We start from the raw sequence: 18,054 nt of genomic DNA, 5'->3' as shown, positions 1-18,054 counted from the left end.
ACCCTGTTAGCGGTCGGCCATGCCCGCCCGGCGCCGAAGGGCCGCCACGTCGGTGACCACAATCCGGCGTCCTTCGGTGCGCAGCCAGCCGCGACTGGCGAAGGAGCCGATGGCCTGGTTGACGCTTTGGCGGGAACCGCCGGCCATTTCGGCGAGCTGGCTCTGGTTCAGCTCGATGGTGATCATCGGGGCCTGGCTCTCACCGGCGAGCCGCACGAGCGTCTTGGCGACCCGGCCGGGCAGGTCGAGGAAGACGTGGTCGGCATTTTGCTCGGTGAGGCGGCGGATCAGGGAGCCGAGGGAGCGCATCACGGCGTCCAGGATGCGTGGGTTGTTGTGCACCAGCTCCATGAATGCCGGGCGGGACAGAGCGAGGGCTGTGCAGTCCTCGATGGCTTCGGCGGAGGCGGATCGGGTGGATGCGTCCAAGAGGGACACTTCGCCGATGACGTCAGGCGGCCGTACGACGGACAGGACGGCGCGCTCGCCGGTGGGCGAGGTGCGGAAGACGGCGACGGCGCCGCGTTTGAGGACGATGAGTGAGTCGCCGGGGTCACTCTCGACGAACAAGAGCTGACCTTTGCGGTAGGTGCGCGGCACGGCCGCGTTGATGACACGCTGTCGCGCCTCGAGCTCGAGACCGGCGAACATCTCGACACCCGTCAGTGCGTCGCCAGGATCCGGCAGGCGACCTTCCACGGTCCAACCCCTCCCCGGTAAGGACCACATTCCCGTTTCGCCCTAAATCAGGGCAGAAACAGGTCGAACACACAACAATCACCGCCACTGGCGGGCCTGTCAACACCAGATGATGTACCGCGTGTCGCGTGCTGTACACCCCAGCGATCACATCGGTGACAGTCAGAGTCTCAGCATACGTGCAGGCTAGAGGACAGATCCGTCGCAGGTGGGGACTTACGGGGCCACGGCGGGTCCGGCGGCGGGGATGAGGAGCCGATCGGGTAAAGCGAGGGGGCCTGCTTTTACCCGATCGGCTCGTCGCATTAGAACTCGATCGAGGTAGGGGGCATGATGGCCCCGATGGTCTACCGCTATTTCTACGACTGTGAGTTCATCGAGGACGGCCAGGTGGTCGACCTCGTCTCGATCGGTGTCGTCGACGAGTACGGCCGGGAGTTCTACGCGATCTCGACCGAGTTCGACGACACCAAGGCGGTGCCCTGGGTCCGCCGCAACGTACTCGACCGGCTTCCCTCGCCAGGCGACCCCGCGTGGCGCTCGCGCGAGCGGATCCGGGACGACCTCTATCAGTTCTTGATCGAGCCGATCAAGGGACGGCCACACGAGCGCATGGAGTTGTGGGCGTGGTACGCGGCGTACGACCACGTCGCGCTCGCCCAGCTCTGGGGCCGATGCCGGCGCTGCCCCGGGAGATTCCGCGCTTCACGAAGGATCTCCGCCAGCGCTGGGACGACCGCAGCCGGCCCGCGCTGCCGGACGCCGAGGCCGACCGCCACGACGCCCTCGTGGACGCCCGTCACAACCTCGCGCGCTGGCGGGCGATGGGCTGAACCCGGCCACCCTGAGTTCAGAATGGGCGACTACAGTCAGCATTGACGGCTTCGCCCCGGGCCCGGCAACGACGCCGACGGGCTTTCTCTGCGCTTGGCGCTACGCCAGGCAGGCATCGCACAATCCAGGAGGACTGAGAGATCATGCGTATCGGCGTGCTCACCGGCGGCGGTGACTGCCCAGGTCTGAACGCGGTGATCCGGGCAGTGGTTCGTAAGGGCGTGGCCACCTACGGCCATGAGTTCGTGGGCTTCCGGGACGGTTGGCGGGGTCCCCTGGAGGCCTGACCAAGCCGCTCGGTATCGCGGAGGTGCGCGGCATTCTCCCACGTGGCGGCACCATTCTGGGCTCCTCCCGCACCAACCCGTTCAAGATCGACGGCGGCGTGGAGAAGATCAAGGAAAACCTGGCCAGCCTCGGCGTCGACGCGCTCGTCGCCATCGGCGGCGAGGACACGCTCGGCGTCGCCACCCGGCTCGACGAGCTGGGCGTCAAGGTCGTCGGCGTGCCGAAGACCATCGACAACGACCTCAACGCGACCGACTATACGTTCGGCTTCGACACCGCGGTCAACATCGCGATGGAGGCGATCGACCGCCTGCACACCACTGCGGAGAGTCACCACCGCACGCTTGTCGTCGAGGTCATGGGCCGCCACGCCGGCTGGATCGCCCTGCACGCCGGTCTCGCCGGCGGTGCCAACGTGATCCTGCTGCCCGAGCGGCAGTTCGACGTCGACCAGGTCGCCACCTACGTCGAGAAGCGCTTCCAGCACCAGTACGCCCCGATCGTGGTCGTCGCCGAGGGCGCCCAGCCGCTCGACGGCCAGATGGTGCTGCACAACCAGGAGCTGGACTCGTTCGGTCACGTGCGCCTTGGTGGCATCGGCCAGTGGCTGGCCGAGCAGTTGGAGGCCAAGACCGGCAAGGAGGCCCGCACGGTCGTGCTCGGCCACATCCAGCGCGGCGGCACGCCCAGCGCGTTCGACCGGGTGCTTTCCACCCGTTTCGGCCTTCAGGCGATCGACGCGGTGCACGAGGGCGACTTCGGCAAGATGATGGCCCTGCGCGGTACCGACATCGTCCGGGTGCCGCTCAAGGACGGCACCGGCGAGCTCAAGACGGTTCCGCTCGAGCGGTACACCGAGGCCGAGGTCTTCTTCGGCAGCTGATACCCCAGCGCAACGCGGCGCGCCGGCCTCGATGGCGGCGCGCCGTTGTGTGGGCGTGGAGGAGGATGGGACTCATGGCACCCGGAGTGCATACAGTCGCCGTGATCGGCGCGGGCAAGATCGGTGAGCTGATGCTCTCCGGCCTCCTGCGCGCCGGCTGGCCGGCCGCCAAGCTGATGGCGACCACCCGCCGCCCCGCCCGGGCCGAGGAGCTCGCCCAGCGGTACGGCGTGCGTATGGTCGACAACCTCACCGCCGTCGCCGAGGCCGAGGTGCTGGCGGTCGCGGTGAAGCCGCAGGACGCTGGCGCACTGCTGGACGACATCGGCGCGAAGGTCCCGGCCGACAAGCTGGTGATAACACTCTGTGCCGGCCTGCCGACCAGCTTCTTCGGCCGGCGGCTCCCCGAGGGCACCCCGGTCGTGCGGGTCATGACCAACACGCCCGCCCTTGTCGACGAGGCGATGACCGCGATCTCGGCCGGTCCGCACGCGACGGCGGCCCACCTGGCGCTCGCGGAGGAGATGTTCAAGCCGCTGGGCTCCACGCTCCGCGTCCCCGAGTCGCAGCAGGACGCGGTCACGGCGCTCTCCGGTTCCGGCCCGGCGTACTTCTACCTCCTCGTCGAGGCCATGATCGACGCGGGAATTCTGCTGGGATTGCCCCGCCAGGTCGCGCACGAGCTGATCGTCCAGACCGCGATCGGTTCGGCGATCATGCTCCGCGACTCCGGCGAGCACCCCGTCAAGCTACGTGAAGCAGTGACCTCGCCGGCGGGGACGACGATCTCCGCGATCCGCGAGCTGGAAAACCACGGCGTGCGGGCGGCACTGCTGGCGGCGCTGGAGGCCGCCCGCGACCGAGCCCGCGAGCTCGCCCAGCAGAGCGGCTAGGACGAAGATCAGGAGCGCGCGCCACTCTCGGGTGCTCCTGATTCACTCACGCGTTCATCCCTTCCGGGTCGAACATCACGCTCCTAATGTTCATGACAGGGAGTAGTGGTGCTAGTACTCAGGGAGGTACGGCCATGCGACGTCTCGCGGTGATCCTCGGTGGTGTGGCGGCGGCGCTCTGGGTCTCCTCGCCGGCGTCCGCCTTCGCCCACGACAAGGTGCGCGACCCGGCCCTGCACGCCGTCGCGTTCTTGAGTGGGCTCGGACTGACTGCGGCATCTCTGCTGTACGTGCGCCGGATCGCGCCTTCCCCCGCGCCGGCGCACGCACCCCGTTAGGCACGCTCCACCCGGAGCGTGGGCGCCCGTCTCCCCCGCAGCGGCGGGCGCCAGTGACGTGAAGTGCACAACTCAATAGAGGCCTGGGGCAGCGCCCCGCTCAGGACCCGCTGTCGGTCGCGCACGCGGCCGGCGGCGGCCAGAGGTCCAAGTCCTTCCGGCCCGCCGACCGTCGGCAGGACATGCATCCGGACCCGGAGCGCGCGCCCCACCCGACGGCGGGCCGGTCATCGGTTCGGTGGGCAGATGTGCTCGCCGGGCGTGAGGGCGGTGACCGCCCGCCGTCGTACACTCCGTCATATCATGACAAATCGGGCAGGTCCCTGAGTCAAAAATGAATGCCCCATACTGTCGGACGTGTTCACTCTGGCCCAGGCCCGCCACCTGCTCGCCACGCTGCGCCCCCGCATCGACGAGCTGATCGTGCTCCGTGCCGACCTCGCCGAGTTGCAGGCCGACCTGGCCGACGGCGGCAGCAGCCCGCGCGGCGGCCTGCCCGAGGTCAAGGCGCTCGAGGCCCGCATCTACGGCATCCTCGACGAGCTCGGCGAGCACGACATCCAGGTCAAGGGGTATGCGCCGGTGCTGCTCGACTTCGCCGGCGAGCGGGAGGGCCGGCCGGTGCTGTGGTGCTGGCTGGAGGGTGACCGCGACATCGGCTGGTACCACCGCCTGGAGTGCGGCTTCGCCGGCCGCCGCAAGCTAAACGCCTAGCCCCCGCCCGCCCGACGTGTTGATCAGGGAGTTGGTGGGCGTGTCGCTCGGCGCGTCGCCCCACCAACTCCCTGATCAACCGCTAGTCCGCCGCTGACCGCGGGATTAGCTCGCGCGGTTGGGTTATTGCGAAGACCACGATGTTGTCGCGGTACGAGTTGCGTACCCGGTCGAAGACGCCGCCGCAGGTGACCAGCCGCAGCTCGGGGCCGGGCGTCGGGCCGTACACGGCGGCGGTGGGGAACTTGTCCTTCGGATGCCTGGTCACGCCCGTCACCGTGAAGGTGACGGTGTCCTTGCCCCGCCGCACCTCGATCTTGTCGCCGACCTTCAGTTCGTGCAGCCGGTAGAAGACCGCCGGGCCGGCCTTGGAGTCGACGTGGCCAGCGAGCACGGCCGGTCCCACGTCACCGGGCGACGGCCCGCCGCCAAACCAGCCGGCCTTGTCGTACACCGTCGGCGCCTCGAGCTTGCCGGCCTTGTCCAGCCCCAGCTTGACCAGCGCCGAGTCGACGCCGATGCGGGGCACGCGGACCCGGGTGGGCGGCCCCTGGAGCTGGTGTTCGGGAGCGGTGGTGATCGCGACCGGCGCGGGCGACGGCACCGGCTCCTCCCACGCGGGCGCGGCCGCCATCCCGCGCGGGATGGTAGCCGCGCCGACGATCGCCGCCGCGAGCCCGATCGCGCCCGCGGTGACCAGGAGGTATCCGGCGGGTCCTTGCGGCGCTGCGGCGGGCCCAGACGACGACCGGTGGCGCCGGACGCCGCCTGGACCTCGCCTCGCACCCACAAGACCCGCCGGACACCTCCTGATGAACGCGCGCACTAGAGCTTGGGTCCGGACCCTTCGCGGGCGAGGACGGTGCGCCGCCGCAGGACGACCAGGCCGGCCGCCGCGGAAGCGGCCACCAGCACGCCCACCAGGCCCGTGACCATCATCGGGTACGGCACTGGGCCGCCAGCCGAGCCGCCGGCGCCGGTGTCGACACCCCCGGCCGGGACCACGGCACCGCCCTTGGCGTCCTCGCGCAGCTCGGTGGTGAGGCCGCCGGACTTGGCGTCGAGCACGATCAGCGAGTAGACGCCGCCCTCGGCCATCGTGCACTTGGCGACCGTGGGGTCCCCGCCGGTGGGCTGGAGGCGTACCTGCCAGTCGCCCGGTGCCACCTCGCGGTAGTCAGTGGTGGTCGCGAACTGCACGCCATTGGCGATCGTGGTCCCCGAGGCGCTGCCGATATCGAGCACCGGCGCGCGTACCGACGCCTGCACGACCCGTACCTTCGACTTGCCCTCGGCTGGCGCGGAGATGTCGTCTTCGAGGATCCGCAGGCCAAGGTCGGCGTAGCGGCCCACGCCCGCCACCGTGTACGCCTCACCGGTCGTCACGGTCACGTCGGTGGTGAGCACCGGCGGCGTCGAGGCGGCGGCCCCCTTCTGGCGCATCGACACCGCGTAACGCCCCGCCGGCAGCGGCAGGTATGCCGACATCACGCCGTATCCGACCGCCTTGAACACCTGCGTGTCGGCCGGCCCGGACAGGTCGTCGAGGTACACGTCCACCTCGGGCGTGTCCGGTGATAGATGCGCCAGCCGGACGTAGCCCACGCTCGCCGCGCCCGCCGGTGCGGCGGCGACGAGGCAGGCCCCGGTGCCGAGCAGCAGGGCACCGGTGAGAGCCGCTGTGCGCTGGAGCGAACGGAGTACAGAAGTCACTGTCCCTCCCCAAATTGGTGACTTCAGCGCCGGCGTAGCCCCCTCGTCGGCGCGACTCGTGGGAAACGATTCGCGACCGTCTAACAGATGGCAAGAGCGGCTTCTGTCAGCAATTTGTCAACCGGGAGCGCGAAACCAGTCACCCGGGGCGGAATGCGACAACAGGTCAGCGGCGGTCCAGCTTCACCGTCCCGATGCCCTCCGCCGCGTCCACGTCGTACCGCGCCTTCGCCTGCCCCCAACCCCTCGGCGTGAACGTCGTGTCCGGCGCGACCTTGGACCGGTTGAGGCGATCGAGCGTGACGTTGGTGGCACCCTTGGTGAGCTTCACCCGCGCGGGTACGCCCTCCGGCGCGTGCATCAGCAGCTCGTCGAGTCCGCCGCGGAGCTTGATCGGCACGGTACCGGCCGGCTTGGGCAGGGTCAGCTCCAGCCGCGTCGCCCCGCCCGCCATCTCCAGCCCGGACAGCTGCCCCGCGCCGAAGTCCACTGTCTGCGTGGTAGCGCCGGCGGTGAACACAAGCCCCCAGGTCACCCGGGAGTTGAGCCGTATCTCGACCGCGCTGGCCGCCTCGCCACGGTTCGACACAAGCGTCACCGTCGTACGTTCGCCGCGGATCGTCGCCCGGGGGATCGCGTCGTCGGTGTCCGGGGTCGTCACCTGGAAGAGGTCGTCACCGAGGTCCGCGCCGCTCACCGTGACGTTCGCCGCGCCGCTGGCGAGTTCGAGCTGGGCCTTGGTACGGCCGCCGACCGGCGCCGCGATCGTGTGCGATCCCGGGGTGCCGCGGTCGAAGATGAGCCCGTAGACGCTGCCGGCGGCGACCAGCGCCGATACGACGACCACCGCGGTCAGGGCGATCGCGAGCACCATCAGCTTCTTGCGCCGGCGCTTCGGCCCGCGCCCGCCGTCACGCCCGCTTGGCCGTCCCCCCGTCGGCGGGCCGCTCGGCCGGGGCCCGCGCCGCCGCTTCGCCGGCGGCTCGTCGAGGTCGTCGTCGGGCGTGATGTCCAGGGGAGCGGGCCACGCCTCGGGGACCGGGTTTTCACCCGGCTCGGCGTCCGTCCAGCCGCCGTTCGGCGCCGCCGCCGGCCCAGCGGGGACAGGGCTTGCCACCCAGTCGGGGCGCGCCTTCCGCTCGGCGCCGCCGCCCCGGCCGAAGCGGCGCTCGTCCTGCTCCGTCCCGCCGTTCCAGCCGTTGCGCCGGTCGTCCTGCTCGGGGCTCCGGTCCCAGCCCTCCCGGCGCTCGTCCTGCACCGGTCCGCGTTCCCAGTCGATCGCTTGCTCGCGGCCGAGGTCGCGGCGGTCGTTTTGCTCCGGTCCGCGCTCCCAGCCGTCGCGGCGATCCGCTTGCTCAGGGGTGCGATCCCAGCCGTCTCGTGGATCGGGCTGTTCCGGGCCTGTGGCGTTCCAGCGCGGCTGGTCCGATGGCGGTGCGGCATCCCAGTCCGCCCTGGCAGCCGCCTCGCGTGGTGGATCCCAGTCTGCCTCCAGAGCCGAGGTCCACTCGCCGCGCGGGGCCGGCTCGCTCCACTCCGCCCGGTCCGCGTCGCCGCTTTGCGGGCCGCCAGAGGGCGCGCCGCTTTGCGGGCCGTCCGAGGGCGGCACGAACCAGTCCTCGCGGGCCGCCTCCTCTCGCGTCGCCCGGCCCGCCTGTGCGGTCGGGGGTGGCGTCCGGAGCGGCGGGGCGGCGGTCCACCTCTCGTCGTCACGCGGCTCCTCCGGGGCACCGGCCCAGGCCGGGTGCGGGCCGGTGTTGCGGGGCGCCTCGTCCGGTACCGCCGTCCACTCCCGGTCCGGGCCGGCGTCGCGGGGCTTGGTGTCGCGGGACTCCGCCCACTCCTGGCGGGTCGCCTGGCCGCGGAGCTTGGTGAGCCAGTCTTCGCTGGCCCGCGGCGGCCAGTCCTCAGCGCGCGGGGTCACGTCGCGGGGTGGGTCTTCACGCGGGGGCTTCTCCTCGGTCGCCTTGGGCGCCTTCTCACGCCGCCACCACTTCTCGCGGGGCGGCTTCTGGGGCTTCGGCGCCTTCTCACGCCGCGACTTCTTCGGTGGTGGCTCGCCGTCGGAGAGCGTCAGCTCGATCACGGACTCCACCGGAACGTAGGGCTCGGTACCCCGGTTGGGGTCGTCCTCGTCCAGCCACGACAGCATCCGTTCGCCTGGCTGGGCCGTCATGGGCCGTCCCTCCCCTCGACTGGAGCGCCCGCCCGAGCCGCCGCATGGGTTGGCGCCGTCCGGGCCGATCGCTCATCTCTACGTACGTACGAGAGGCGCCAGCGGTTGAGCCCCTGCACGGATCGAGAAATTCGCATCTTGACGACCTCACGCGCGTGTGAGTAACGTCGCATCAACCTTTTGGAAAGTTTCCTAACAATAAGGGAGACGTCGGATGAGGAGATCCCTACGGCGTGCGCTGTGGGCCAGCACGGTGGTCGCTGTGGCAGTCGCCGCGATCCCCGTCGCGTCGGCCTTTGGCGCGGGGAGCGTCACCACACAGTTCACGGCCACCTCCGACTGGGGGACCGGCCACGAGGTCCGGGTCACGGTAGCCAACGGCTCGGACGCCTCGGTCGCCACCTGGCGGATCGAGTTCGACCTGCCTGCGGGCACCACCATCAGTAGCTTCTGGGACGCGGACGTCACCCGGACCAACAACCACTACGTAGCCACGAAGAAGAGCTGGGCCGGCGCCATCCCGCCCGGCGGCTCGCAGACCTGGGGCTACGTCGGCACCGGCGCCTTCCGCGCCCCGCTCAACTGCACCATCAACGGCGCATCCTGCGGCGGCGGCACCACCCCCACGACCGCCCCGCCCACCACACGGCCGCCGACCACGGCGCCCCGACCACCGCACCCCCGACGACGGCCCCGCCCACCACGGCGCCGCCGACCACGGGTCCGCCGCCGCCCGCCGGGCGCAAGCTCGTCGGCTACTTCGCCCAGTGGGGCGTCTACCAGCGGCAGTACTTCGTGAAGAACATCCACACCAGCGGGTCGGCCTCGAAGCTGACCCACATCCTGTACGCGTTCGGCAACGTGACGAACGGCCAGTGCACGATCGGCGACTCGTACGCCGACTACGACATGGCCTACACGGCGGCGAACAGCATCGACGGCGTCGCGGACACCTGGGACGCCGGTGCGCTGCGGGGCAGCTTCGGCCAGCTGCGCAAGCTCAAGCGGATGTACCCGAACATCAAGGTGATCTGGTCGTTCGGCGGCTGGACCTGGTCCGGCGGCTTCGGCCAGGCGGCGCAAAACCCGACCGCGTTCGCCAACTCCTGCTACAACCTGGTCGAGGACCCGCGCTGGGCGGACGTCTTCGACGGCATCGACATCGACTGGGAGTATCCGAACGCCTGCGGCCTCAGCTGTGACACGAGCGGGCCCAACTCGTACAAGAACCTGATTTCGGCGCTGCGTACCCGCTTCGGCTCCAGCGCGCTGGTGACCTCGGCGATCACGGCCGACGGCAGCAACGGCGGCAAGATCGACGCGGCCGACTACGCCGGTGCGGTGGGCAGCCTGGACTGGCTGATGCCGATGACGTACGACTACTTCGGCGCGTTCGCCCCGCAGGGCCCCACGGCTCCGCACTCGCCGCTCACGTCGTACTCGGGCATCCCCACCCAGGGCTTCAACTCCGACGCGGCGATCCAGAAGCTGAAGAGCAAGGGCGTGCCGGCCAGCAAGCTGCTCCTCGGTGTCGGCTTCTACGGCCGTGGCTGGACCGGTGTGACGCAGAGCGCTCCGGGCGGTACGGCGACAGGTGCGGCACCCGGCACGTACGAGGCGGGCATCGAGGACTACAAGGTGCTCAAGACCCGCTGCCCGGCCAACGGCACCGTCGGCGGCACGGCGTACGCGTACTGCGGCAACCAGTGGTGGAGCTACGACACCCCGGCCACCATCGGCGGCAAGATGAACTACGCCCGTACCCAGGGCCTCGGCGGCGCCTTCTTCTGGGAGCTCTCCGGTGACACCACCAACGGCGAGCTGATCGGATCGATGCGCACCGGCCTCGGCTAGACCTCCTCGCAAGTCCCACACAGAGGCGGGGAGCCAGGTAACTGGCTCCCCGCCTCGCTTTGCGCTGTTGATCAGGGAGTTGGTGGCGGGACGCGCCGCGCGACCAGCGGGAAATAGAGTGCGCGCCATGCGCGTTCACCGCTAGCGTGATCGTCATGTTCGCCCCGGCTGGCTTCGTGCGGCCCGCAGGCATAGGCCTGCCGGTCGTGGCCGCCGCGTGTGCGTCGCCGGTCCGTCTGGATACCTGACCCTCCACCCGTTCCCGCGGGCATGCCGTCCACACAGGACGGACAGTGACTCGCACGCGGACGCCGGGTGGGGGGTGCCCCGCCTTCTCCCAGCCGATCTTCCTTCCCGAAACAGGGGTCTATCCACCATGGCCAAGAGCCAGTTCGTGCGGACCAAACCGCACCTCAACATCGGCACGATGGGGCACGTCGACCACGGCAAGACCACGCTGACGGCCGCCATCACCAAGGTCCTCGCCCAGCGGGACCCGTCCGTCAACCAGTTCGTGTCGTTCGACGGCATCGACCGGGCGCCGGAGGAGGTCGCACGCGGCATCACCATCAACATCGCGCACGTCGAGTACGAGACGGCCACGCGGCACTACGCGCATGTGGACATGCCCGGCCACGCCGACTACGTGAAGAACATGATCACGGGGGCGGCGCAGGTCGACGCCGCGATCCTCGTCGTCTCGGCACAGGACGGCGCGATGCCGCAGACCCGCGAGCACGTGCTGCTCGCCCGGCGGGTCGGCGTGCCGTACCTGGTGGTGGCGATGAACAAGGCCGACGCTGTCGAGGACGAGGAGCTGCTCGACCTGGTCGAGCTGGAAGTGCGTGAGCTGCTGTCCGAGTACGGGTTCCCCGGCGACGAGGTACCCGTGGTGCGGGTCTCCGCCCTTCGCGCGCTGGAGGGTGACCCGCGCTGGACACAGTCCATCGTGGACCTGCTCGACGCGGTCGACCGGTACGTGCCGGTACCGCCCCGGGTGCTGGACGAGCCGTTCCTGATGCCCATCGAGAACGTGCTCACCATCTCCGGCCGCGGCACCGTCGTCACCGGCGCCGTGGAGCGCGGCGCGCTGCGCGCCGGCGAGCAGGTGGAGGTGGTCGGCTTCGTACCGACGACGTCCACTGTGGCCACCGGGCTGGAGACGTTCGGCAAGTCGCTGGAGCGGGCCGAGGCGGGCGACAACGCGGCGGTACTGCTGCGTGGCGTGAAGCGTGACCAGGTGCGGCGCGGCCAGGTGGTCGCGGCGCCCGGCTCGATCGACACGCACACGCGCTTCCGGGCGCGGCTGTACGCGATGACGACCGCCGAGGGCGGCCGGCACACGCCGTTCTTCGGCAACTATCGGCCGCAGTTCTACTTCCGGACCACGGACGTGCCGGGCTCGGTCGACCTGGGCGAGATCAGCATGGTCATGCCCGGTGACACCGTCGACCTGACGGTCACGCTGGGCGCGCCGGTGGCGATGGAGGTCGGGCTCGGCTTCGCGGTGCGCGAGGGCGGCCGGACGGTGGCCGCCGGCTCGGTCACCGAACTGCTCGACTAGCTAGGAGAGCCTAGGGCCTGTCGCCAGGGGCAGGCCCTAGACCAGCTGGGCCGGCTCCAGCCCCACCTCGCGGGCCGCGGTCAGCCGGATCCACTCGCTGAGCTGGCGGCGGCTGATCACCCGGTCGTGGACCGTGACCTGCACCGCGAGCCCGTCGATGAGCGCGAGGATCCGCCACGCGGCGCCGGCCGGCTCCTCGCACTTGAACATCCCCGCGTCGACACCCTCCGAGATCACTTCGGTGAGGGCCTCTTTCCACCGCAGATCCAGCCGCCGGGAAACCTTTTCCAGCTCCGGCGTGCGCAGCGACTCCGACCAGCCGTCGATCCACATCGCCCACGACTTGGAACGGCCCTGCGGCACGTACAGCCGGAGGATCTTCTTCAGCTTTTCCAGCGGTGTCGCGGTGGACTGGACGACCGCGTCGAGGCGGTCCAGATCCTGCTGGGCCGCGTACGCGAAGGCTCGCGCGAGTAGATTTTCTTTTGTGGCGAAATGGTAGAAGACCAGCGCTTGGCTCACGCCCGCTGCGGTGGCCACGTCGGAGGTGCGAGTGTTTGCCAGGCCGCGCTCCACGATCACCTCGCAGGCGGTGCTGAGTAGCGCATCCAGGCGGACTTCTGCCGTACGTCGCGTCACAGAGCACACAGTAACTCATGAATGCCTGAGCAATTCCGCAGCTATTAGCCGGTGCCATTCCGGAATGAAATCGAATTCGCGCCCGCCCTGGTCGCCGGTTGGAGGAGGGGGCACCCGCCGATCATCCGAGCCAATCCGATCAAGATCGGCACTTGTCGTTACACGCTGGCACGATCGGTTCGCGCGAGGTAGCTGTGCAGGGGATGTCGCTAAGGGCCCGAATGGGCCGATCGTAGGCGTGGTTGCCCGCGGGGGTGACTTTGCTTGGCCGGCGGACGGAGTGTGCGGCTATGGGCGGCTTTGCGCGGGAGCCGGCTCATGCCGCCGCCCGGCTGCCCGCCGTTCGCCGCCCCGCGCACCGCGCGCCGGAGGAGGCCGCGCACCGCGCACAGCAGGGCGACACCCCGCCACCGCCGGTCGCGCGGGTCGCCGGGCACCAGTCCGGGCCCGGGCCGCTGCGCTCGATCGGCGTGCGCATTCTCCTGCCCGTGCTGCTGGCGACCGGCGGCCTGGTGACGCTCGGCGTGATCCAGACCCGCGACGCGCTGACCGAGTCCGCCCGTGCGGGCGACGCGCGGATCCTGGCGCGTACCGCCAGTGCGGGCATCGCGGTCGCGCACCAGGCCGAGCTGGAGCACGCCGAGACCATCGCCCTGCGGCTGCGCGGCGGCGTGGCGGGCAAGCAGCTCCTGGAGGCGCAGCGGGCCCGCACCGACGCGGCCCGCGCGCGGTACAAGGAGGCGGCGCTCGAGGCCCGCCGGGTCTCCCCGGCGCTGGGCGCGAAGCTCGACGCGGCCGACGCCGTGCTCGACGTCCTGCCCAGCGTGCGGGCGATCGCGGTCAGCGCGCCGGACGGGTCGCCCGAGGTCTTCGACGCGTACAACGCGGTGACCCACGCGATGATCGGCGTCGCCGACGCGGTGCCCAGCCAGCTGAGCGAGCCGCGGCTGCTGGAGAGCGCCCGCGCCGTCGTACTCGTCACCGAGCTCGAGCACCTCGCCGCCGAGCAGCTCGACTTCCTGCGCCGGGTCTTCACGCGGGAGCGGCTGGAGCCGGGCGAGCTGGTGCAGCTTGCCGCCTGGGAGGGCGCCGAGCACCAGCAGCTGGAGGTGATCGAGCGGCTGCCCGGCGCGACCGAGGAGCGCTTCGCGACGCTGGTGACCGGCGACGACGTGATCCGGGCCCGCGACATGCGCGACAAGGTCCTCGCCACCGGCGGCGCACCCGCCTCGCTCCAGGTCGACCCCGACGTCTGGTACGCGGCGCAGAGCGGGCTGCTGCGCCGGCTGCGGCTGATGCAGTCGGAGCTCTCCACGCAGATGGAGCGCGACGCGTACGACGTACAGGTCGCCGCGCACACCCGCACGCTGGTGACCGCGGGGCTGACCAGCGTGCTCGTCCTCCTGGCGCTGACCGTCGCGATCATCCAAGCGGTGCATACGAGCCGCCGCCTGCGCCGCATGCGGGCCGCCGCGCTCACGGTCGCGCACAACGAGCTGCCCGACGCCGTCGCCCGCGTCTCGGCCGCGCCCGACGAGCCAGCCGTGCGCGGCACGCTGCACGACTCCGGTACCCGCGTCGAGGCCATGCTCCCGCCCGGCGCCGACGAGATCGGCGAGTTGGCCGCCGCGTTCGCGCGGGTGCACCAGCAGGCGCTGCGGCTCGCCGCCGAGCAGGCGTTGCAGCGGATGGAAACCACGGCGACGTTCTCCGCGCTGTCCCGGCGCGGCCAGACGCTGGTGCAGCGGCAGCTTCACCTGATCGGCGAGTTTGCCCGGCAGGAGGGCGACAAGGCCAGCCAGGCCCGGCTCTTCGCCCTCGACCACCTGGCCGGCCGGATGCGGCGCAACGAGGAAAACCTGCTGGTGCTCGCCGGCGGCGACCCGGGTCGTCGGTTCACCCAGCCGGTGCCGATGCGCGAGGTGATCGAGCTAGCGGCGGCGGAGATCGAGGAGCCGGGGCGGGTCGACGCCGTGGCGACACCGCTGCTGGCGGTCGCCGCGCACGTCGTCGGCGACGTCGTGCACCTGCTGGCCGAGCTGCTGGAAAACGCGGCAAGCTTTTCGCCGCCCACCACGACCGTGCGAGTCGCCGCCCGGCAGGCCGTCGACCACGTGGCGCTCACCGTCTTCGACGAGGGCATCGGGCTCACTTCGGACCGGCTCGCCGAGGCCAACCAGCGCATCGCCCGCCCGTCCGCCCTCACCAGCACGCTGGTCGGCACGATGGGCCTGCTCGTGGTGGGGCGGCTGGCCGCGCGGCACGGCATCGAGGTGCGCCTTACGAGCGTGGCGGGCGGCGGCACGGCGGCCACCGTGATACTTCCGGAGCGCATCCTCGCGCCGCTCCCGCCGCCGACCCGGTTCTATCGTGGACAGTTGCTCGGGCCCGTGCCCGAGCCAACCCCGTCCGCCGCGCCGCCGCGCGCCCTCCTGACGAGGGTCGAGGAGCCGGTGTCGCCGGCCATGGTGCCCGCCTCGATCGACGGGCTGACCCCCTCCGGGCTGCCGAGGCGGGCGCCCGCCACGGCGTTGCCCTCAGCGGCTCTCGCCGGGCGGCGGCCCGCCGCGACGCCAGCCCGCGGTGACACGCCCGACCCGGACGAGGTCCGCGCCCGACTGTCCAGTTTGGCCAGTGGCATCGCCGCCGGCCGCCACAGCACCTCGACAACAGCCAGCCCGCAGCCGCCCCGGGAGGACACACATGAACCACGCGACGGACTCCCTACCGGCGGGCCCCGTCGACTACGGTGACCTCAGCTGGCTGCTGACGTCGTTCGCGCGCAAGGTGCCGTCCATTGTGTACTCGTTGGCGGTCTCCGTCGACGGCCTCGCGCTGGCCGCCTCCGAGCGGCTCGAGCCCAACCAGGCCGACCAGCTCGCCGCGATCACCAGCGGGCTGGCCAGCCTCTCGGTCGGCGCGGCGAAGTGTTTGCAGACCGGCCAGATCCGCCAGTCCGTGCTGGACATGGACGGTGGCGTGCTGCTCATCATGTCGGTGGCCGACCGGGCGTACCTTGCCGTGCTCGCCGAGTCCGGCGCCGACCTGGGCCAGGTGGGATACGAGACGGCCGTGCTCGCCCGGCGCGTGGCCACCGCGCTGGACCCCGGCGCCCGCCCGTCGTGAAACGCAGGACCGCGCTAGCGCTCCTCGCGGTGGTGGGGCTGGCCGCCGGCTGCGCCCCGGAGCCGCCCAGCGACCTGCGCGACGGTCACCTCGTGCTCGGCACCGGCAACACGACCGGCGTCTTCTACCAGGTCGGCGGCGCGTACGCGGACGTGATCACCACCCACCTGTCCGGCTACGAGGCGATCGTGGCGCCCACCGCCGGCTCGGCCGACAACCTGCTCCGCCTCGGCCGGGGCGACGTCGACATCGCGCTGACCTTCGGCGACGTAGCCGCGGACGCGGTGCGCGGGCGTGGCACCTTCGCCGACGGCGCCCGGCCGCTGCGCGCGCTCGCGGTGGTGTACAACGGCTACACCCACTTTGTGGTGCGCGCCGACGCCGGCATCAAGACACCCGCCGACCTGCGGGGCAAGCGGGTCTCCACGGGTACGGTCAACTCCGGCACCGAGTTCCTCGCGCTGCGGTTGATCCGGGCCGCCGGCCTCGACCCCGACCGCGACATCAAGCGCTCCAGCCTCTCCCTGGCCGCGACGACCCGCGGGCTGGCCGACGGCACGCTGGATGCCACGTTCTGGTCCGGTGGCCTGCCGACCGTGGGCATCACCGAGCTGATGGGTACCGCCAAGGAGAAGGTGCGCTTCCTGCCCCTCGACGGGCTCCAGCCAGAGCTCGACCGGCTCTACCCGGCGACGTACGGCGCCGGCAGCATTCCAGCGGCGACGTACGGGCTGTCCGGTGACATCCCCACCGTGACGGTCGGCAACCTCGTGGTCGTGGACGCGGACATGCCCGAGCAGCTCGCCCACGACCTGACCGCGCTGATCTTCAAGTACCGGCAGGAGCTTGTCGAGGGCCACCCCGAGTGGGGCTCGATCGAGCGGGAGAGCGCCGGCCGCACCGGGGTCGTACAGTTGCATCCCGGCGCCCGGCGCTTCTACCAGGAGGGTTGACGCGCGGGCTTGCGTTCGAGCGTTCTCGAAGTCGTACCGTTCCAGCCATGGCAACGGGACAGCACAAAATCGGCTCCGGGTTCGGCTACCGGAGCACCGCCGCCGAGGTCCTGAGCGGCATCGACCTGTCCGGCAAGCTCGCGATCGTCACCGGTGGCTACTCGGGCCTGGGCCTCGCGACCACCCGCGCGCTGGCCGCCGCCGGCACGCACGTGGTGGTGCCCGCCCGGCGCCCGGCCGCTGCCGCGGAGGCACTGGCCGGCGTCGAGGGCGTCGAGGTCGACGATATGGACCTGGGCGACCTGGGGAGCGTGCGCGGCTTCGCCGAGCGCTTCCTCGAATCCGGCCGCACCGTCCACTTTGTCGTCAACAGCGCCGCCGTCATGGCGTGCCCGGAGACCCGCGTGGGGCCGGGCTGGGAGGCCCAGTTCGCTACCAACCACATTGGACACTTTGCGCTCGTGAACCGCCTGTGGCCCGCCGTCTCCCGGGACGGGAGCGCCCGCGTCGTCTCCGTCTCGTCCGGCGGTCACCGCATCTCGCCGATCCGCTGGGCGGACATCCACTTCACGTCCGGGTACGACAAGTGGTCCGCGTACGGCCAGGCGAAGACCGCCAACATCCTCTTCGCGCTGCACCTCGACACGCTCGGGCGGGACGCCGGGGTGCGAGCGTTCTCGGTACACCCCGGCAGCATCCTGACCCCGTTGCAGCGCCACCTGGCACGGTCCGAGATGGTCGCCGCCGGCTGGACCGACGAGGAGGGCAACGGGATCGACCCGTCGTTCAAGACCCCGGAGCAGGGCGCGGCGACCCAGGTGTGGGCAGCCACCTCGCCCCAGCTCGCCGGCCTGGGCGGCGTCTACTGCGAGGACTGCGACGTCGCCGACGTCGTACCCGCCGACGCCGACGGTCCCGGCGTCCGCCCGCACGCCGTCGACCCGGACCAGGCCGCCCGCCTCTGGACGTACACGGCCGACCTCACCGGCGTCTCACTCTCCAGCTAGAGATCTGTCCACAGTGGCCAGCGGGGTCATCGGGTCCGTCACAATGGCGGCTGCGGGCTCATTTGCCTGATGAAGATTTGAGCTACCGCGACGTCCGCTGTGGTCCAGACCGCTGCTCCCGCGGCCTCACCCTCCGCGATACACAAGCCAACCCCGGCCGGCACGGCCGGCGGCGAGGCCGCGGCCCACCCGGCGCTCGCAACGCCCAGGGCCGGCGCATCTTGATCGCTGCGTGCGCTGGTCGTCCGTGGCGAGAAGTTTCCCCTCCAAGGGCAATTTTTCGACACGGACGCAGCGCGATACGGCACTGCTGCGCCGATCACGGAAATTCGCCGCCACCGGCCGAGGCGGGCGGCGGGGTTGTGAAGCGCGG

The 18,054-nt window shown here is 71.1% G+C and carries 13 protein-coding genes and 3 pseudogenes; 11 read left to right on the top strand and 5 right to left on the bottom strand.

Translation table 11 applies throughout. The features are described from left to right. Positions 1–6: 6 nt before the first annotated feature. Entirely contained in the window at positions 7–699 is a 693-nt protein-coding gene (locus tag Pflav_RS24915; RefSeq protein ID WP_173038652.1) for a Crp/Fnr family transcriptional regulator, read from the bottom strand. Between the two features lie 342 nt (positions 700–1,041). Here Pflav_RS24915 and Pflav_RS24910 point away from each other — a divergent pair. The 5 genes and pseudogenes from Pflav_RS24910 to Pflav_RS24890 all read left to right on the top strand — a co-directional run bounded on the left by Pflav_RS24910 (position 1,042) and on the right by Pflav_RS24890 (position 4,649). Next, positions 1,042–1,532, top strand: a pseudogene (locus Pflav_RS24910) (polyadenylate-specific 3'-exoribonuclease AS). 144 nt (positions 1,533–1,676) lie between these two features. Next, positions 1,677–2,704 (top strand): annotated as a pseudogene (locus tag Pflav_RS24905) (6-phosphofructokinase). Between the two features lie 74 nt (positions 2,705–2,778). Next, positions 2,779–3,597 carry a pyrroline-5-carboxylate reductase gene (gene proC / locus Pflav_RS24900; RefSeq protein ID WP_173038649.1) on the top strand — a complete coding sequence of 273 codons (819 nt, stop codon included), beginning with the start codon at positions 2,779–2,781 and terminating at the stop codon, positions 3,595–3,597. 134 nt (positions 3,598–3,731) lie between these two features. Next, a complete protein-coding gene (locus tag Pflav_RS24895) occupies positions 3,732–3,935 on the top strand; it encodes a hypothetical protein (RefSeq protein WP_173038647.1) in 204 nt (67 codons plus the stop codon). Positions 3,936–4,292: 357 nt separating this feature from the next. Next, a complete protein-coding gene (locus Pflav_RS24890; RefSeq protein ID WP_173038645.1) occupies positions 4,293–4,649 on the top strand; it encodes a DUF2203 domain-containing protein in 357 nt (118 codons plus the stop codon). A gap of 82 nt (positions 4,650–4,731) precedes the next feature. On the opposite strand, the gene Pflav_RS24885 is transcribed toward Pflav_RS24890, so the two are convergent. From Pflav_RS24885 to Pflav_RS24875, 3 genes are all read right to left on the bottom strand, one after another. After that, positions 4,732–5,283 carry a class F sortase gene (locus Pflav_RS24885; protein ID WP_173038643.1) on the bottom strand — a complete coding sequence of 184 codons (552 nt, stop codon included), beginning with the start codon at positions 5,281–5,283 and terminating at the stop codon, positions 4,732–4,734. A 191-nt stretch (positions 5,284–5,474) separates the two neighbouring features. Next, a complete protein-coding gene (locus Pflav_RS24880) occupies positions 5,475–6,362 on the bottom strand; it encodes a DUF4397 domain-containing protein (protein ID WP_232071882.1) in 888 nt (295 codons plus the stop codon). A gap of 166 nt (positions 6,363–6,528) precedes the next feature. Further along, the gene (locus Pflav_RS24875; RefSeq protein ID WP_173038641.1) at positions 6,529–8,538 is read right to left on the bottom strand and encodes a hypothetical protein; all 2,010 of its coding nucleotides are present in this window, start codon (positions 8,536–8,538) and stop codon (positions 6,529–6,531) included. Positions 8,539–8,752: 214 nt separating this feature from the next. Between Pflav_RS24875 and Pflav_RS24870 the strand changes: the two are divergent. Both Pflav_RS24870 and tuf read left to right on the top strand, forming a co-directional pair. After that, positions 8,753–10,392 (top strand): annotated as a pseudogene (locus tag Pflav_RS24870) (glycosyl hydrolase family 18 protein). A gap of 376 nt (positions 10,393–10,768) precedes the next feature. After that, positions 10,769–11,956 carry an elongation factor Tu gene (tuf, locus tag Pflav_RS24865; RefSeq protein WP_173038639.1) on the top strand — a complete coding sequence of 396 codons (1,188 nt, stop codon included), beginning with the start codon at positions 10,769–10,771 and terminating at the stop codon, positions 11,954–11,956. 36 nt (positions 11,957–11,992) lie between these two features. On the opposite strand, the gene Pflav_RS24860 is transcribed toward tuf, so the two are convergent. Beyond that, positions 11,993–12,595 (bottom strand): TetR/AcrR family transcriptional regulator, encoded by a 603-nt coding sequence (locus Pflav_RS24860; RefSeq protein ID WP_173038637.1) that lies wholly within the window; start codon positions 12,593–12,595, stop codon positions 11,993–11,995. A 290-nt stretch (positions 12,596–12,885) separates the two neighbouring features. Here Pflav_RS24860 and Pflav_RS24855 point away from each other — a divergent pair, with 290 nt between their 5' ends. The 4 genes from Pflav_RS24855 to Pflav_RS24840 are packed head-to-tail and all read left to right on the top strand — an operon-like array spanning position 12,886 to position 17,681. Continuing rightward, positions 12,886–15,348 (top strand): nitrate- and nitrite sensing domain-containing protein, encoded by a 2,463-nt coding sequence (locus Pflav_RS24855; protein WP_173038635.1) that lies wholly within the window; start codon positions 12,886–12,888, stop codon positions 15,346–15,348. After that, positions 15,299–15,721: a roadblock/LC7 domain-containing protein gene (locus tag Pflav_RS24850; RefSeq protein ID WP_173038633.1), complete on the top strand. Its 423-nt coding sequence runs from the start codon at positions 15,299–15,301 to the stop codon at positions 15,719–15,721. Before Pflav_RS24855 ends, Pflav_RS24850 begins: the two co-directional genes overlap by 50 nt. Beyond that, a complete protein-coding gene (locus Pflav_RS24845; RefSeq protein WP_173038631.1) occupies positions 15,718–16,674 on the top strand; it encodes a TAXI family TRAP transporter solute-binding subunit in 957 nt (318 codons plus the stop codon). The genes Pflav_RS24850 and Pflav_RS24845 overlap by 4 nt, the downstream gene beginning before the upstream one ends. 47 nt (positions 16,675–16,721) lie before the next feature. Then, the gene (locus Pflav_RS24840) at positions 16,722–17,681 is read left to right on the top strand and encodes an SDR family NAD(P)-dependent oxidoreductase (protein ID WP_173038629.1); all 960 of its coding nucleotides are present in this window, start codon (positions 16,722–16,724) and stop codon (positions 17,679–17,681) included. Positions 17,682–18,054: the final 373 nt, after the last annotated feature.

The sequence above is a fragment of the Phytohabitans flavus genome (assembly GCF_011764545.1).
GTDB classification, from domain to species: domain Bacteria; phylum Actinomycetota; class Actinomycetes; order Mycobacteriales; family Micromonosporaceae; genus Phytohabitans; species Phytohabitans flavus.
The sequence above is the reverse complement of the archived record's forward strand: the minus strand, read 5'-3'. Positions and strand labels throughout refer to the sequence as shown.

Coding starts and splice junctions, on each gene's coding strand:
- proC (WP_173038649.1), top strand. CDS start 2,779: ATGGCACCCGGAGTGCATACAGTCGCCGTGATCGGCGCGGGCAAGATC.
- Pflav_RS24895 (WP_173038647.1), top strand. CDS start 3,732: ATGCGACGTCTCGCGGTGATCCTCGGTGGTGTGGCGGCGGCGCTCTGG.
- Pflav_RS24885 (WP_173038643.1), bottom strand. CDS start 5,283: ATGGCGGCCGCGCCCGCGTGGGAGGAGCCGGTGCCGTCGCCCGCGCCG.
- Pflav_RS24875 (WP_173038641.1), bottom strand. CDS start 8,538: ATGACGGCCCAGCCAGGCGAACGGATGCTGTCGTGGCTGGACGAGGAC.
- tuf (WP_173038639.1), top strand. CDS start 10,769: ATGGCCAAGAGCCAGTTCGTGCGGACCAAACCGCACCTCAACATCGGC.
- Pflav_RS24855 (WP_173038635.1), top strand. CDS start 12,886: ATGGGCGGCTTTGCGCGGGAGCCGGCTCATGCCGCCGCCCGGCTGCCC.
- Pflav_RS24850 (WP_173038633.1), top strand. CDS start 15,299: ATGAACCACGCGACGGACTCCCTACCGGCGGGCCCCGTCGACTACGGT.
- Pflav_RS24840 (WP_173038629.1), top strand. CDS start 16,722: ATGGCAACGGGACAGCACAAAATCGGCTCCGGGTTCGGCTACCGGAGC.